Raw genomic sequence first — 16249 nt, forward strand, 5'->3', positions numbered from 1 at the left:
CCCCCCAAGCATGCCAGTTGGCTCAACATGGTCGAGATCGAAATCGGCGTGTTGCGCGGCCAATGTCTTAACCGCCGCATCGAAAGCCACGATCGCCTCATCGCCGAAGTCGCCGCTTGGGAACACCGACGCAATCAAAGTGGAGCCCGCATCAAATGGATGTTCTCAACCGAGCAAGCCCGCGCCAAACTTGCCAAAGCATACCCAAACCCAATCGCCAAAGAGTCATAATCTCTGTGCAGAGGTACTAGTGCCGCCTGCTTCTTTTCTGCGGTCAAGCCGAATATCGTCCTTCAAAATTGTACGCCGCAACGACTGCGGCGCATAGAACAATTGCAGCGCCTTTCGGAGAGGAATATCCAGAACAGACATACATGCCCCGCTTGTCATATATTAAAGTACAATCATCACTTTATTTTTCTGTCGACACAAGAGAAAAGCCCATTTCTGCACTCGATAACAGGGCTGCACGCAAGGAATGGCCGAACTCGTCTCAAGATTTGCGCTTTTCTCGCCCAATTTAACCGATTCACCTTTGCGCCGCCACTCAAGCCCGCAAGCCGGCGAAACGTCGATCCTGGAAGCTGCCATACATTGGGTCAAGTACTCGAACGATCACCGAGGCGTTAGCGCCACTTCTGGTGGGCCTAAACAACGAGGAGTTCCGACAGAGCGACGATCAGCGCACCGCGATCGTAGAATTCGCCATCCATCCGGACGTATTCTCGTTTACCCGGACACGGCTCCATTCTCCCTTGGTTTCCATAACCGAGAGCTGGACCCCTTTTGGGACGACGGTAATTACAGCGAACTTGGTGCCGGGGCCTTCGCGTAGGTTCACAGCGGTCTTCGTGTAGCGGATCGTGGCCTGTTCCGCCTCTTCCTTGGTACTCGGCTCCGATTGAACCACTTCGGGTTTGACGACCGTCGTCACTTGAGGCGTGGGTTCGGTTTCTATTTTTTCCGTCAGGGCCGAACCCTTCTGTGCTGCGGCCAGCGTGTCGGATATCTCCGCAGCCAAAGCAGGCGGCAATCCAGTATCCGCCTTCTTGCTGCCGGATCCGAACACGATCGCAAGTAAGGGAATGCCCACAAGGACGCCGAGAACAGTCAACATTACGGCTCTGCGGGGGCTGCGCTTCCTTTCGGTCGCGGTGACGGGGGCAACATCCACGGCGTCGTTTGCAGGTGCCGATGGCAACGCGACCGCGCGTTCCCGCGGCAGCGCCGCAAGCATCCGGCATCCATCCACGAAAGCGGCCACCACCCCGGTCTTGGAAAACTCGATGAGCTCGTTCACGCCACTATTGCTCGTGAAGTGCATCGTCTCATACAGGCAGATTGGAATCTGCCTGTTGTCTTTGAAGCGTCGGTCGGGTCCGCCGCTCTTATTGGGGTGTTTCCAAGTGTGATCTACGACCACAGCGTCGCCTGGCACACGTTCGGCCTCGATGAACCTAGAATCCTGCCACCGCACGTTTAAGTCAGCGTAGCTCACCGCCCCTACGCAGCTGCCGTCCAGCACAAGCACAATGTCGGGCATAAAGAACATGACCTGCTTGCCCACATGAAGGGCAGGAGGTGTCACGTTGCTCTTGATTACCGCCGGGAGATCATAAGCAAGGGCGGTCGACTTCCTGTTTACAAGGTATGAAGCTCCCGCGTTGCGCTTCCAGGCCGTGAGACTTTGCACGGAGCCTCCGGATTCGATATGCCACTTGGCGGCACACCCGCTGAGCCCGTCAAACCCTTCTACAAGGCGACCATAGGCTGTCTCTGCGTCCCCTTCGAGATCATAATAGAGCACCGTTGTCCTGCGATAGGAATCCAGCCACTTGCCGATCGCCCCCGCTGGCAGCGCAACGGCGCAAAGAAGCAGTCCAGGTCCGCCTGTCGCGAGGCCAGCCATCACACCGATTGTGAGAGCAGTCAAGGAAAACGCCACAGACATGCGCGTCTGGCTGGCTTTCGAGTTTATCTCGTTGAGGAGTTCTGAAAAGGACGCGTCGCGCATGTGCATGACATCGCCGGATTCGATCTCGATCATTGCGACGTCATCATTGTCGAACGTCGCCCTCGGCAATGGCGATTGTTGCGGCGAAACCGCCGATTGCCGACCTCGACCAGCATTGCCAAGCGTCGCCCGATAGTAGAGGCCGCCGCGACCCGCATGGATGTAGTGCCCACGGGGGCCAGTCCCAATCCGCAGGCCTTTCACACCAACGGAAACACCGACCCCGGACTTTGAGAAATTGAAGCGGAACGGCCCCGCCGTAACCGATTTTCTAATATAGAATGGCAATCGCGCCCCCGCACCAAAGCCTCCCCTTACTCCCGCGAGAACCTGCGTCTCTGTTGCAGAGGGTGAACTTGACTATTGAATAAGATGCCAGAACAAGCAAGTGTATTTGTGTCGTTGGCTGCAATCGGAAGGAGCGGTCCCCGTAGGCACCCTCTAGAACAACGACGGCCCCTTGTGGTGACTGTGCGCAGTGCGCGGGCGGATGCGTCGTCGGCTCGGAGTAGCAGCGGCAGAGTCGCACTTTGGGCCTCGAACGAGGCGATCAGCAACCCATGTATCCGGTTAGGACCGATTGCAAATTGTGGCACATGGTGGCGGTACGTCCGCTTTTTCGTTGCACCGCCCGGCAACCGACGGTCCGCTTCTCGGCCCGAAGCGGAAGCCGGATCTGTCGCTAGGCCTTCTTGAGGGCGCTCAGGTCACCATTGTTCAGGGATGTCAAGTTCGCCTCGATCTTGTCGATCGGCCAATCCCACCAGGCAATTTCGAGCAGTTCGTTGATGATCTCGTCGGGATAACGCATTCGAATGATCATCGCCGGGTTGCCTCCGACCACTGCGTAAGATGGTACGTCGCGCGCCACGACGGAGGCGGCGGCGACAATTGCGCCCGCGCCAATATGAACGCCCGGCATGATCGCCGCATCGTGGCCAATCCATACGTCGTGACCGACAATCGTATCTTTGACCGGCAGGTCTTTGTAGCCAAAGGTATCCGGCTTGAAGATGCGGAATGGATAGGTTGTGAAGCCGGTCATCGGATGATTGGCCGAACTGGTTATGAAGTAACTTCCCCGCGCAATCTGGACAAACTTGCCGATCACCAGCCGCTCGCGAACCCCATGACCAAGATAAGGCGCCAGGATCTGGGCGGTCTGCTCAGGTGGGCCGGAATGCGTGTAGTAGCTGAAGTCACCGACTTCGATACGCGGGTGGTCGATCACGTTCTTCAGATACACCGTATCGGAATAGACTCTCCCATCGGGCAGGGTAATCGGATGAATTGCGGCTGCATCGAGAAGAGACATCGAAAACCTTTCCACAGCAGAAGGCAGCGCAGAAGGAAGGTCTTGTCGTATTCCAGCGGCCGGACTTCATGTGGACGAAACTACGGATGCGGAGCCATGAAATCCAGTGCGTCTCATTCATCGGTTGCATGAATAATGCTGATGACCAAAGCCCCGCACAGCGGATTCGACAAACCCATTTAAAGTTGCGCAAAACTATGATAGGCTTTCAGCAGGGGTTGGGTCTTCTTTGTGTAGACAAGTGCCCGATAGCGGAATGAGTGAATGACCTGCTCGATTCCTTTCGCCGGTAATCCTGCAGCACCCTGATTTCAGCATCGCCTTCATGCCATTCATGCATCGAACATGTGGACGACGGTCGGACCGAGAGGCGTAATTGTGCCTCCATCCGCGCAGCGCACAGGAGGGTGTCTTGGCAGAGCAAATCATGATCTGGGAGAACGATCCTGCTTCGAGCGGGCTGGTTGTTGCGGACAAGCCGAAAATTGACCAGCCGCCGTTCAAGTTCTTTTTTCCGCCGCCGCATTTCATTCCCGACCCCGATCCGGCAACGCCGAATTTCAGATACTGGAATGCTGCGGAAGCACTGCGTCGTGGCGCCGATTTCTGGCAGCCGGCGGTCGTCGTGGCGCCCGGGACGACGTGGTTTACCGGTCCGGTTCTCGAAGTCAGACTGGATGTCGGCCTCGATTGGAACTCGGACTATGACAGGCAGGCACTCAACTTTTACCACGGGGAAGTGGATCAGGAACATCTGATCTATGCATCAGGCAGCGCCGACCTGCTATGCCATGAACTCGGCCATGCAATGCTTGACGTCGTCCAACAGCAACTTTGGCACACTGCCAATCAAGAGGTCGACGCCTTTCACGAATCGTTCGGAGACATAAGCGCGATCCTGTGCGCGCTCCAGGTCCCGACATTTCGAAACTCGATCATGGCGAGCACGGGGGGAGCAATATTCAGCGATTCAGCACTGTCGCGTATTGCCGAGCAGTTCGGAACAGCCCTCCACCCACTGTCTCCCGCGGATGCGGCTCCCGACTGCCTGCGCAATGCATATAATTTATTCCACTACACGCCGCCTGGAAGCCTGGGCTCGCCGGGCCTGACCTCCGAACCTCATTCCTTCTCACGGATCTTCACCGGCGCCGTCTTCGAAATTCTCGCCGGCATGCTGGCCGTTCATGCTCCGGCGACAGGAGATGATTTGCGCGATGTCACGATGGAGCTGCGTGACATCATTGTCGCGGCGGCGAGATCTGCACCTCCGGTTCCGCAATATTATGCGTCGGTCGCAGCAAAAATGATGCTGGCCGGGCGAGAGCTCAATGTGGCCTATGCCTTGGTCTTCCGGGACATATTCGTCGGACGTTCGATCCTCTCATCCGCATCGGCGAATGCCATTTTGTCGTCGCCGACGCCGGAGGAAGACACAGGCTTTGCCGAAGAGATCGTGGAAGACGATGGCGCGCCGACAGTCGCCCCGCTCGATGCCGATGCTTATGGCCTGACCGAGCCGCTCTTTGTCGAAATGCCGGTCGCTGTGGACGCAACCATTGCAAGGAGCGCGGCCGCCGACAAGAATTCATTCACCCCGCCGAGCCCCGAGGAGGCGGCCAGGACATTCGTGGATCGACTGTTCCTGCGAGGCCTCGTCGATTACGGCGATGCCGATGTGAAGGATGGCAAGGTCGGCAAGGTCCCTGACAGGCCCCCGCCGTTGCAAGCGACCCATCGCATCGAACGTATCCACGGCCAGCTTCGCCTGAAGAGAGTTCTCATTCATTGCAGCCGATGCATGGCTGTCTGACGTCATTGTCAAAGAGGGAGGATCCCATGTCGCCTGAAAGCTGGAAGCTTCTTGTCTGCCGCGCCAAATCCATGGCCTCGGTGATTGGCGTCGGCATTTGCATCGCATTCGCGTCTGCACAGCAATCCTGGGCGGTCCAGTGCGTGAACAACCCCGACATAACCTGGCTGGCGACCGCGAACGACCCGGATGCCGCGGACGAGCGTGCCATCAGGAAATTGATAAGCACATATGACTGGGCACTGGACGATCACAAGGCACAGCAACTGGAGGGGCTTTTCGCCGGCAACGTCTACTATGAGCTGTGCAATGCCGCCGGCGATCAGCTCGTACAGGAAATCGGCGAGGAACAGCTGAGCATCTATCTGAACGGTTATTTCAACGCATTTGTGCGCGATGGGACCCAGGCGCGGCACATCGAGAGCAACACGTTGCTCGATCTGGTGGACGCAAATACCGTGCGGGGCAAAACGACTGTTGTCGTGACCCTTCAACATCCCGATATAGAGACGCCTGTGCTGGATTACACCGGTGTGTTGAGAACCGAGTTCACGAAGGTGGACAATGTGTGGAAGTTCTCGAAAATCACCCTCATCACCGATGGTCCCCGGCTCCTATTGCGGGCGCGATAACGACCTGGAGCACGGCCATGAGGACCATTGGCCGGCTCTTCGCGATGATGATCATGGTTCTTGCTCCCGCGGGCGCTCCGATCCCGGGGGAGCAATTGGCTGGCCAGGCAGCCGAACCCTATCCCCTGGCTGCGATCCGGCGGATCAGCGGACCGGCCTGTGACAAGGAACCCCGTTGTGACAGGACGACCGGCTGCCTTGCGCCGATACGCCCACAGGGGATCGTCACGGAGGTGCTGCCCGATGACGAGGCGCACAGCCGGTATGCGCGCGATCTGGAGATTTTCCGGCGATGCCGGCAATTGTCGCAATTGTCGGCAACGGCGAAAGGCGATGATCTCCGTCTGATTGACTTTCGTGCTCCCGGGCTCGAGAGGTTCAACTTTGCCGAGATCGCCCAGCGCTGGAACGGTGCCTTTCTCTGGGCACCGGCGTCGGCGAGTATCGACACGATCACCAGATTTGGAGACGAGGTCCGCGCCACCCTGGGCCCAATCCCCGAGGGTGATTGTTCGAACGACGACGCCCGAACCCTGACCTTGCAGGTCGACGGCAATCTTGTCGACCTGAAGCCGAACCCCGGCAAGCAAGGTCATCCGCTTGAGTTCGAGCATCGGGATGCAGCAGGCAATGTCGTCAAATGGACGCGAGCGATTGCGCAATGCGACAAGCCTTCCCTGGCCGGAAGCGCGACATATTGCGGGTTTAATTCCCGTCTGAGCCGTGTCGAGAGGGGCAATGTGGAATGGCTGTTCTTCTGCCGCAAATCGAACGCCAGCGGCGACGTCGCTCCGACGCCCTACTGGCAGCGTTCAAATCCCAGATTTGCCCTGCTGGGGGTCATGGGCTTCAACAGGCAAACCGGCGAGACGGCCTTTTTTGACGGCCGCAAGGATCGTGACGAATTCGATTGGTCTGAGAAGTTCGTGGCCCCCGGAGGGGCCTCCTACGACGATCGCAAGGGCCGCGAGGCCGCCGAGGCGCTCTATGACCCCACTTTCCGCATCGAGTGTTCCGCATGCCATGATGATAAGAGCGCATTCGTGATCACGCCCAGCATCCAGCAGGCGCGCGTGGGTTTCGCCGGCAATCAGAATCCGCAGGCCCCGGGTTTCAGCCTTGGCGCTTTCCTGCCGGAAACGCAGCGACATAGGGCGACACCGTTTCGCATCATCGGGTCGGCCTATACCGGCACGTACCGGGTCAGCCTCGAACGGGCCAGGACGGTACGCGACCCGACCGGCAACTGCACCGAGTGCCACACGCTGACGACACAGGTCACCGGCCAGCGCTTTGCTGCCGATGCGGTGGCACAGGCTCCGACAATCGAGCAACCCAGCAGGTCGCAGCTCCTTCGGCTGAGGGCGGAACAGGACAAATTGCAGGACATTGCCGCGCACCGGACAGCATGGGCAAGCCGCGCCGGCCGCGGGAAAATCCATCCCTGGATGGTGCCGATTGAAGGCAACAGCCTGTCGACGCCGGCGCCGGAGATCAGTCCTGACGACTGGCGCGTGCTGAGCAACTGCCTTTGGGGTGCGGGCGGACCTGAATGTGACTACGAACCCCTTTACACCCCCTGCCCCGTACCTGGCCTGGCGCAACAGGGCGATATCTCCGAACCTGTCGATTTCTCTGTCAGGGTGCTGTCGACCGCGCGCGCGGATTTGCAGGCGGATCGGGTGGTTCGGCTGAACTGGAAGTATCTCAACGCTTACGGCGCTGTTGCGCAACGAGATGATGTCCGCTTCAATGTTGCCGTGACATCCACGGATATTCCAATCTCGCGAGCAGTTCCGCCGGCCAAGGCCTATCCGGGCCTGGAGGACGCCAAGGATACGAATTTCGTCGCCATTGCGGATGACGTCGGCACCTCCGGTACCGCCATGCTCATTCGCGACGTGTCCTACTTCGGACACAAGAGATTCACCGACCCCATGCCAACGACCGACTTGCGGGCGTTCCAGCTTGATCTGCCCGCGAAATGCAACCGCCGCTACCTGGTTCGCTTGCTCCCCAAGCGGTTTTGCTTCGACCAGAATCTCATCGCCTATGGACGAACGGACTACCTGCGCTACGCAGATGTTTCGTGCCGTTGAGTGGAGGCCTGGAGGTGGTGCCCTCCGGTGTTCAAACGGCACACAAGCGAAGGTCGCGTGAAAAGCTTGCACTATCTTGCTGGCCTAAAAGCCATTTTGGCGCCCGGAGCCAGCAAAAGCACGGCGAGAAGAACCCATAGCCGACAATTTTCTGGATATTTCCTGCTTCTAATGTAGCCTATGAAAATACGAAAGCATGCTCTAGAACCTTCGTTGCCCCGTGAAGGAGCAGCATGAGTGACATCGGCAAGTGGCTGACGGAGATAGGACTTGCGCAGCTGGCGCAAACTTTCGCTCGCGCCCAGATTGATGTCGACAGCCTCAAGCTCCTTACCAATGAAGACCTGCGCGAGTTGCGGATACCGCTGGGCCCCAGGCGCAAACTGCTTGCCGCCGTCGCGGCGATGACGCCGACGCCGGCCGATGATCTGATGCAGCAACCCGAGCGCCGTCAACTGACAATTCTGTTCTGCGACATGGTGGGCTCCACCGAATATGCAACGCGACTGGATCCGGAAGACTTCAGCGAGCTCACCCAAAGATATCTCAATCGATGCAGCGGGCTTGCCAGATCTCACGGCGGCTTCGTCGCGAACTATATCGGAGACTCGCTGCAGGTCCTGTTCGGCTATCCGGTCGCCGAAGAAAACGACGCGGAGCGGGCGATAACGCTCGCGCTCGATCTTGTCGAGGCGGTCCCACAGATAGAGGCGCCTGATGGCAGCCGGCCGAATGTCCGGATCGGAATTGCCACCGGGCTCGTCGTCGTCGGTGATGTCAAAGGGGCGCCGGAGGGCGTCTCCACCGTGGCTTTCGGTCCCATACCCAATCTCGCGCAGCGGCTGGAGACAGTGGCGGAACCGAAAGCGATCCTTGTCGACCCGAACACCTACGCGTCCGCCTATCGTGCCTTCGAGTTCCTAGATCTCGGCCTCATCGCCTTGAAGGGCTTCAAGGAGCCGGTTCATATTCGATGCGCCACCAAGGCGCTGCCGCGCGGCGGCAGGTTCACGAGGACGGGCCTTACGCCGCTTGTCGGGCGTGAGGATGAAATCCGAAAAGTTCTCGCGCTCAGCCAACAGGTCGCTGCGGACCGTTGCCCGCGCTGGCTGCTGGTTTGCGGAGAGCCGGGGATCGGCAAGTCGCGGCTCTTGTTCGAAGTTGCCGGCAAGCTGCCGATGGCAAAGACGATGACAGCGCAATGCTCCCTGGCGCACGCCAACAGCGCTCTTTTCCCTTTCCTGCAGCTTCTCAGGCAAGAGTGTGCCATATCGGATGCACTGCCGATGGCCGAAGCAATGCAGAGGTTAGAGGCATTTCTGACCGCCAGCACGGTGCCGCTGTCTCACGCCGTGCCCATCCTGGCACGGTTGCTGGCCGTCCATCAGACGGATTATCCGCCTTCGGAACTGACATCGACCGAGCAGCAGACGACCATACGCAAGGTGTTCGTCGAATGGCTGCGCCATCTCACCCGCCAGGGTCCGCTGCTGCTTGCGATCGAAGACGCGCAATGGATGGATCCTTCCACCAGCAGCCTCCTCAGGGCGCTGAACGAGGAAAGTGAGGATTTTGCTGTTCTTGTCCTGGTCACATCGCGCCAGGAAAAGCTCAAATTCGGCGCTCAGCGACCACATATGGATGTGATGCGGATTGGGCGTCTGACGCGTGAACAGGCGAGCGCCCTGGCTGAAAGCGTCGCTCCAGGTGTCAAGCTCGCATCGGACGTGGCACGGTCTCTGCTGGGAAAAGCGGAGGGGGTGCCGCTCTATGTGGAAGAGTTGGTAAAATATGCCGTGGAGTTGACAAGCGCACGCGACGCTTCCCAGAGCGCGCACGATCTTCCGATAGAGGTTCCCAACAACCTGCAATCGGCGCTGCTTGCCAGGCTCGACAAATTGGGTGAAGGCAAGAAAATCGCCCAGGTGGCCGCCGTCATCGGTCGGGAATTCGACGTCAACACACTCGCGCGGGTTACCGATATTTCCGTCGACGCATTGAGGCCGCAGCTGGAACGCCTGACGGAAGTGGGACTGATCGCCCCGCAGCCGTTCGCGGACTGGCCGAGATACGCTTTCACCCACGTGCTGTTGCAGGAGGCCGCCTGCGGGGCAATGCTGCGGCACAGCCGCCGGCAACTGCATGCGCGTGTCGCCGACATGATCGAGGAAACCGAGCCGAAGACGGCACATGAACACCCGGAAGTATTGGCGCAGCACCTGGATGAAGCTGGGCAGTTCGAGCGTGCCGCGGATCATTGGCTCGCTGCCGGCATCAAGGTCGGACAGACCTGGGCGAAGGTCGAGGCGGCGAACATGTTCGCCAAGGGCCTGGAATGCCTCGCCAAGCTGCCGCCGTCGCCCCATCGCGACCGCAAGGAACTGCGGCTGGAGCTCGAACGGGGCGACGTGCTCTATGCGACTTACGGATATGTGACGCGCGAGGGAAGTGACGCCTACCGAAACGTGATGAGGCTCAGCGAAGCATTGGGCGATGCCGAAGCTGCTATTCGCGCACTCGACGGCTTGTTCGGCACGGCATTCAATTCTGCCCGCTTCAGCGATGCGGAATGGGCGAGCAATCAGCTCCTCAGCATCGGCAAGGAACGGCAAAATATCAAGGCTCTGGTTCTCGGGACGCAGTTCCTCGGCATGTGCTCCTTCTCTCGCGGGCGGTTCAAGGAGGCCAGATCGTATCTGAATGAGGCGCTGGCGCATCAATCGCATGCGGACGAGGTGGGAAGTGATTTTCCCAGCATGTCGATGATCTACATGTCGTGGACGCTGCAGCTCCTGGGCGAAGAAGACGAGGCGCTGGCGCTCTATCTGGATGCCTTGGCGGAGGCGCGCTTGCAGACGGACTATCGCCTTGCGGCCTGTCTCGGCAACGGCTGTATCCTCATGGCTCTGCGGCACGATACGAGAATGCTCGAGGAGATGATCGTCGAGCTGATGCTGGTGGCGAAAAGAAACGGATTCCAGCTCTGGCTCAATATGGCGTCGTTCTTCCAGGGCTGGATGCTGGTCATGACACGCCAGGATGCATCCGGCCTGCAGCAGATGCGCAACATCTGCGACAATATGGGTGAACAAGAGATCGACAAGACCTGTTACCTGGGGGTGCTTGCGGAGAGTTATCTGCGCATGGGGCGCGTGTCGGAAGCATTGCAGACCGTGGATGGCGCGCTCGCTCTGGCAGAGAAGACCGGAGAGGGCTACTTCCTCGCCGAGCTCTTGCGATTGAGAGGGGAACTGAAGTCGACTGCCGAGATATCGGAGGCCCGGCCGATGCTGCGCAAGGCGGTTGCCATCGCGCGCAAACAGGGCGCGAAGACCTGGGAGGTTCGGGCGCTGCAAACGCTTGGCGCATTGGACGCAGCGGCGCTCAAGTGAAATGAACGGGAATGCCGTGCAAGATGCCACCATGTGAGTGTGGCATCAGCCAACCACGACCGCTGACGCGCAAAGCCCCCTCCTCCAGGAATCGGGTGGCAGCCACCCGGTGATCGCTCTACCCCTCTCCCATCACAGATCAGGAGATGGATATGGAACTCGAAAGCAAAACGATCATCGTCACCGGAGCCTCGAGCGGCATTGGCGCCGCAGCGGCAAGGCTTTTCGCCGAGGAGGGCGCAAATGTCGTTCTGGGCGCGCGGCGTTCTGAGGAACTGCGCACGCTCGCCGAGGAGATCGCCACCGGGGGCGGCCACGCCGTCTTCCTCGCCGGCGATGTCCGGGAGGACGGCTATGCGCAGGCGCTGACCGCGCTCGCCATCGACACCTTCGGACGCCTGGACGGCGCGTTCAACAATGTCGGCTCGGTGGGCGAGATGGGCACGATCCCGGATATGTCGATCGACAACTGGAACAGCGTGCTCTCGACCAATCTGACAAGCGCCTTCTGGGCGGCAAAGGCGCAGGTGCCGGTGATGAAGCAACAGGGCGGCGGCTCGATCGTCTTCACCTCCTCCTTCGTCGGCTTCAGCAATGGCGGCATGCCCGGCATGGGCGCCTATGCGGCGTCGAAGGCGGGGCTGAACGGCCTGGTGCAATCGCTGGCCGCCGAACATGCCGCCGATGGCATCCGCATCAACGCGCTTCTGCCCGGCGGCACGATCACGCCGGCAAGCGGCGAGGGAAATCCTGCGGTTCTGGAATTCATCGCCGGCCTGCACCCGATGAAAAGAATGGCGTCCGCCGTAGAAATCGCCCAGGCAGCGCTCTTCCTCCTCTCCGACCGCTCGCAATTCATGACCGGCAGCCCGATGATCGTCGATGGCGGCATGTCCGTACGGCTTCTGTAGGGCGAGAGGACCGGTGACGGGCGGCTTGCGGGCGGCCCGTTTCGGCCGGCGTGGGGCGAAACGGCGACGCGCCTTGCACTATGCCGTGACTGCACGCGCCTGGCGTCTGACATTCTGCGGCGGCTGGCCAAAAATACGGACGAAGGCACGCCGCATGCGTTCCGGGTCGGCAAATCCGACCTCTCTTGCGATCAGTTCGATCGGTTCGTTGCCATCTTCAATCCGGGCGCGGGCCGCCTCCGCACGCAAGCGCTCGACCGCCTTGGCGGGCGTTTCGCCGGTTTCGAGCAGGAAACTGCGCCCGAACTGACGCGGACTGAGGCAGGCAATGTCCGCCAGCCGGTCGACGGACAGCCTCTCCTCGAGATGCTCGCGCGCATAGCTGAGCGCCGCCCTGATGCGGTCGGAGGATGGCTCTATGTCGAGCAGGGCGGAAAATTGCGATTGTCCGCCCTGGCGCCGGTGATAGACGACGAGATCGCGCGCCACCGCACGGGAAACCTCCCTGCCGAGATCGTCCTCGATCAGGGCGAGCGACAGATCGATGCCGGAAGAGATGCCCGCCGATGTCCATACGGCGCCGGACCTGACGAATATCCGGTCGCCTTCGACGCGAATGCGGGGGAAAAGCCGCTGCAGCGTCGCCGCATAGCGCCAATGGGTCGTCGCCGGCCGCTGGTCGAGCAAGCCCGCCGCCGCGAGGATGAAAGCGCCGGTGCAGACGCTTGCGATCCGCCGCGCGGATTTCGCGTGCCGGGCGGCGATCTCCGCCACATCACCGATCGGCTCGGGCGGCACGCATCGGCCGCCGGCGAAGATCAGGGTATCGAATGTGAATTGATCGACCGGCATCGTCATGACATCCACGCCCACGGAACTGCGGACCAGACCGCCATGCTGCGAGACCACGCATATGTGATAGCTCTCGCTGCCTGACACCCGGCCGGCGGCCTGAAACGCTGCCAGCGGGCCGGCGAGATCGAGCATCTGAAAGCCGGGGAAAACGAAAATTCCGATCGTTCTGGCCATATCCGCCATCCTTCCGGCGACCGCGCTCAGCATCACGACCGCCGATCTGTTGACCTCAGGAAAGTGCGGGYACGGTGCCCCGCGCTTTCCGCTCATCCATGATCCAATATAGGGTCAATGCCACCGCAATGACGATCAGGGGAAGGGAAAGCAGGTTCAATTGCGCCCAGCCGAACCATTCCAGCATCGGGCCGGCGGCAAGCGAAGCGAGCGCCGTGGCCGCAGAGCGTATCAGTTCCGCCACGCCCTGGACCTTGGCTCTCTCGCTTGGCCGATAGGAGCGGGCGAGAAGCGTCGTGCCGCCAACGAACATGAAATTCCAGCCGATACCGAGACAGAAGAGCGCCGCATAGAACGCGGTCACGCCGGTCGACGTCACCGCCATGACCGCGCACATCGCCGTGAGCACCATGCCCGACATCAGGATCGACGCCAGCCCAAAACGCTTGATCAACGCGCCGGCGAACAGCGACGGCGCATACATGCCGACGAGGTGCCATTGAATCATGCCGGCGCCGTCCTCGATGCTGTGCCCACAGCTGACGGCTGCGAGTGGCGCCGCCGTCATCAAAAGCATCATCACCACGCCGCCGATCACATTGTTGGCGACCGCCGCCCATGAAATCGGCTGCATCAATACGGCCGCTACGGCGCGCGGTTTCTCTTCAGCGGCGCCGACCCCTGTCGCGTCGGGAGCGTGATCCGTGAAAGCGAAGACGAACACCAATGCCGAAGCGATTCCGAGCACGGAAACCATCACATAGGAACCGGCAAACATTGCCGAGAGAAGGTCCTTGCTCCATGCGGCCAGGGCCGGACCCAGAATGGCTGCGAGCACGCCGCCGGCAAGGACGAAGGAAATCGCCCTGGCCTTGTCTTCAAGCGCAACCGTGTCGGCGGCGGCGAGGCGATAATATTGGGCGAAAGCCTGAAACACGCCGACACAGGCCGTTCCGAGACAGAATACCCAGAAATTGTCATGCATGACCGACCAGACGGAAATCGCCCCGCCTAGGGCGCAGGTCAGCGCACCGAGCAGGAAGCCTGCGCGACGGCCGATGCGCTGCATCAGCAGTGACGCAAACAGCGTCACCACCGCGCCGGCAACCGTGATCAGCGCGAATGGCAGGGTCGCCAGGGATTTTATCGGCGCCAGCTGATATCCGGTCAGGCCTGTCAGCGTGAGGTCGATGGAAAGGGCAGCCGTGTAGAGGCCCTGGCATACCGACAGGACCAACGTGCTTCGGTTCGGCAGGGTGAGGTCGCGAGACAGCCAACGCATATCCGGCCCCTTCTCATGCAGACTGCAATGCGGCGGCCGGCATGCGGCCGAACGCCACCGCATTGTCCAGCAGCCGGTTGGCGAAACCCCATTCATTGTCGTACCAGGCGTAGACGGTCGCATGCGAGCCGCCGATGACCTTGGTCAGGGTCGTGTCGAAAATGGCGGACGCATCGTCGTGGATGAAGTCGCTCGAAACCAGCGGCAGGTCGTTGATCTTGAGCATGCGCCTGAGTGGCCCGTCGGATGCCTCGCGCATCATGGTGTTGATCTCCTCCACCGAGGTCGGGCGCGCGGTGGTGAAGCTGACGATCAGCAGGCAGACATCCATCGTCGGCACCCGGATCGAGAAACCATCCATCCGGCCTTCCAATTCCGGCAACACAAGCCCGATCGCCGACGCCGCCCCGGTCTTCGTTGGAATGATCGACGCCATCGCCGACCGTGCCCGACGCGGATCGGCATGATAGACATCGGTCAGCACCTGGTCGTTGGTGACGGCGTGCACCGTGGTCATGGTTCCGGCAACAATACCGATCCGCTCGTGCAGCGGCTTGGCGACCACAGCCAGGCAGTTGGTCGTGCACGACCCGATTGCGATGACGCGGTGATCCGCCTGCAATACGTGATCGTTCACGCCGCGGACGATCGTCGCATCGACATCGGAACCTGCCGGGGCGGAGATGATCACGCGCTTGGCGCCGGCGACAAGATGGGCGGACGCGCTGTCGCGGCTGGCAAACCGCCCGGTGCATTCGAGGACCATGTCGATGTCCATCTCGGCCCAGGGCAATTTCGACGGATCGCGCTCCGCCAGGACCCGGATCGCATCGCCGTTGACGACAAGCGCATCGCCCCGCACGGCAACCTCGCCTCCGAACTTGCCGTGGGTTGTGTCGAAGGCAGTCAGATGGGCGTTGATCTCGGCGCTGGCAAGATCGTTGACGGCCACGACCTCGATCTCCCCTCGCCTGCCGGTCTCATAGAGGGCTCGAAGCGCGTTTCTTCCAATGCGGCCATAGCCGTTGATCGCCACTCGCAAAACCATGGGAGTTCCCTTTCAGATGATGAAAGGGGTTTAGGGTTTTACGGTCATGGCGTAAACGACATTATTCCCTCGTTTTCAGACATCCCTGGTCGCGGAGGATACTCCATCTTCGCAAGGCTGTTCCTCAGCTTGGCTTATAGGCGGCTCGCGCGGCAGGCTATGGCGATCTCTCACGGCAGGATTTGGCGATCTCAATTTATTGCCGGAATGCGGGCGATGACTTTTATTTCAAAGTCAAAGCCGGCGAGCCAGTTTACGCCAAGCGCAGTCCAATTCGGGTAGGGCGGCTTACCGAAAATCTCTTCCTTGACAACCATGATCGTTCCGAACTGGTTTTCAGGGTCGGTGTGGAAAGTGGTGATGTCGACGATATCGTCCATCGTGCACCCCCCTGCGCTCAGCGTCGCGTTCAGATTTTCAAAAGCCAGCCGTACTTGGCGTTCGAAATCGGGCTCGGGTGTTCCATCGGAACGGCTGCCAACCTGTCCGGACACAAACAGCAGATCACCAGATCTAATAGCCGCGGAATAGCCGTGCTCTTCGTAAAGAATGTGCCTGTTGGCGGGAAAGATTGCTTCGCGCTGGGTCATTTTGATCTCTCTTTGTCATGAGCAACGAGCGATGAGAAGCGGAGTAATGCTTCACAAGCTCGCCTCAAGTTGATATACGGTACGTATGTGGATTACTCGACATACGTACCGTATGTCAATCCCA

At 60.2% G+C, this 16249-nt stretch carries 11 protein-coding genes and 2 pseudogenes; 6 read left to right on the plus strand and 7 right to left on the minus strand.

The genetic code is table 11. The annotated features are described in order from the left end of the window. Nucleotides 1-231: pseudogene (locus tag AC1D06_RS14460) on the plus strand (IS630 family transposase); the annotation flags it as partial. Nucleotides 232-679: 448 nt separating this feature from the next. Here the strand turns inward: AC1D06_RS14460 and AC1D06_RS14465 are convergent. From AC1D06_RS14465 to AC1D06_RS14475, 3 genes and pseudogenes are all read right to left on the minus strand, one after another. After that, nucleotides 680-2047: an SH3 domain-containing protein gene (locus AC1D06_RS14465; protein ID WP_477986813.1), complete on the minus strand. Its 1368-nt coding sequence runs from the start codon at nucleotides 2045-2047 to the stop codon at nucleotides 680-682. 108 nt (nucleotides 2048-2155) lie between these two features. Continuing rightward, a pseudogene (locus AC1D06_RS14470) lies at nucleotides 2156-2302 on the minus strand (DUF4236 domain-containing protein); the annotation flags it as partial. 394 nt (nucleotides 2303-2696) lie between these two features. Continuing rightward, on the minus strand, nucleotides 2697-3329 hold the full coding sequence (locus AC1D06_RS14475) for a CatB-related O-acetyltransferase (RefSeq protein ID WP_477986737.1): 633 nt from the start codon (nucleotides 3327-3329) through the stop codon (nucleotides 2697-2699). Nucleotides 3330-3741: 412 nt separating this feature from the next. On the opposite strand from AC1D06_RS14475, the gene AC1D06_RS14480 reads away from it, so the two are divergent. The 5 genes from AC1D06_RS14480 to AC1D06_RS14500 all read left to right on the plus strand — a co-directional run bounded on the left by AC1D06_RS14480 (nucleotide 3742) and on the right by AC1D06_RS14500 (nucleotide 12176). Beyond that, nucleotides 3742-5142, plus strand: a complete 1401-nt coding sequence (locus AC1D06_RS14480) for a gluzincin family metallopeptidase (protein ID WP_477986738.1) — start codon at nucleotides 3742-3744, stop codon at nucleotides 5140-5142. A gap of 26 nt (nucleotides 5143-5168) precedes the next feature. After that, nucleotides 5169-5774, plus strand: coding sequence for a nuclear transport factor 2 family protein (locus tag AC1D06_RS14485; RefSeq protein ID WP_477986739.1), 606 nt, complete (start codon nucleotides 5169-5171; stop codon nucleotides 5772-5774). Beyond that, a complete protein-coding gene (locus AC1D06_RS14490; protein WP_477986741.1) occupies nucleotides 5711-7873 on the plus strand; it encodes a hypothetical protein in 2163 nt (720 codons plus the stop codon). Before AC1D06_RS14485 ends, AC1D06_RS14490 begins: the two co-directional genes overlap by 64 nt. Nucleotides 7874-8106: 233 nt before the next feature. Then, entirely contained in the window at nucleotides 8107-11265 is a 3159-nt protein-coding gene (locus AC1D06_RS14495) for an adenylate/guanylate cyclase domain-containing protein (protein WP_477986742.1), read from the plus strand. Between the two features lie 152 nt (nucleotides 11266-11417). Beyond that, nucleotides 11418-12176, plus strand: coding sequence for an SDR family oxidoreductase (locus AC1D06_RS14500; RefSeq protein ID WP_477986743.1), 759 nt, complete (start codon nucleotides 11418-11420; stop codon nucleotides 12174-12176). A 78-nt stretch (nucleotides 12177-12254) separates the two neighbouring features. On the opposite strand, the gene AC1D06_RS14505 is transcribed toward AC1D06_RS14500, so the two are convergent. The 4 genes from AC1D06_RS14505 to AC1D06_RS14520 all read right to left on the minus strand — a co-directional run bounded on the left by AC1D06_RS14505 (nucleotide 12255) and on the right by AC1D06_RS14520 (nucleotide 16125). Further along, nucleotides 12255-13205 carry a GlxA family transcriptional regulator gene (locus AC1D06_RS14505; RefSeq protein ID WP_477986744.1) on the minus strand — a complete coding sequence of 317 codons (951 nt, stop codon included), beginning with the start codon at nucleotides 13203-13205 and terminating at the stop codon, nucleotides 12255-12257. Between the two features lie 55 nt (nucleotides 13206-13260). After that, nucleotides 13261-14487, minus strand: a complete 1227-nt coding sequence (locus AC1D06_RS14510; RefSeq protein ID WP_477986745.1) for an MFS transporter — start codon at nucleotides 14485-14487, stop codon at nucleotides 13261-13263. Between the two features lie 13 nt (nucleotides 14488-14500). Continuing rightward, complete coding sequence (gene gap, locus AC1D06_RS14515) at nucleotides 14501-15535, minus strand: type I glyceraldehyde-3-phosphate dehydrogenase (protein WP_477986746.1); 1035 nt, start codon at nucleotides 15533-15535, stop codon at nucleotides 14501-14503. A 191-nt stretch (nucleotides 15536-15726) separates the two neighbouring features. Further along, a complete protein-coding gene (locus AC1D06_RS14520) occupies nucleotides 15727-16125 on the minus strand; it encodes a RidA family protein (RefSeq protein ID WP_477986747.1) in 399 nt (132 codons plus the stop codon). Nucleotides 16126-16249: the final 124 nt, after the last annotated feature.

Source organism: Rhizobium sp. P2_G2, from assembly GCF_056403555.1.

Excerpts from the sequence above, each read along its gene's own strand:
- AC1D06_RS14465 (WP_477986813.1), bottom strand. The coding sequence starts at position 2,047 with ATGATCGAGATCGAATCCGGCGATGTCATGCACATGCGCGACGCGTCC.
- AC1D06_RS14475 (WP_477986737.1), bottom strand. The coding sequence starts at position 3,329 with ATGTCTCTTCTCGATGCAGCCGCAATTCATCCGATTACCCTGCCCGAT.
- AC1D06_RS14485 (WP_477986739.1), top strand. The coding sequence starts at position 5,169 with ATGTCGCCTGAAAGCTGGAAGCTTCTTGTCTGCCGCGCCAAATCCATG.
- AC1D06_RS14495 (WP_477986742.1), top strand. The coding sequence starts at position 8,107 with ATGAGTGACATCGGCAAGTGGCTGACGGAGATAGGACTTGCGCAGCTG.
- AC1D06_RS14500 (WP_477986743.1), top strand. The coding sequence starts at position 11,418 with ATGGAACTCGAAAGCAAAACGATCATCGTCACCGGAGCCTCGAGCGGC.
- AC1D06_RS14505 (WP_477986744.1), bottom strand. The coding sequence starts at position 13,205 with ATGGCCAGAACGATCGGAATTTTCGTTTTCCCCGGCTTTCAGATGCTC.
- gap (WP_477986746.1), bottom strand. The coding sequence starts at position 15,535 with ATGGTTTTGCGAGTGGCGATCAACGGCTATGGCCGCATTGGAAGAAAC.
- AC1D06_RS14520 (WP_477986747.1), bottom strand. The coding sequence starts at position 16,125 with ATGACCCAGCGCGAAGCAATCTTTCCCGCCAACAGGCACATTCTTTAC.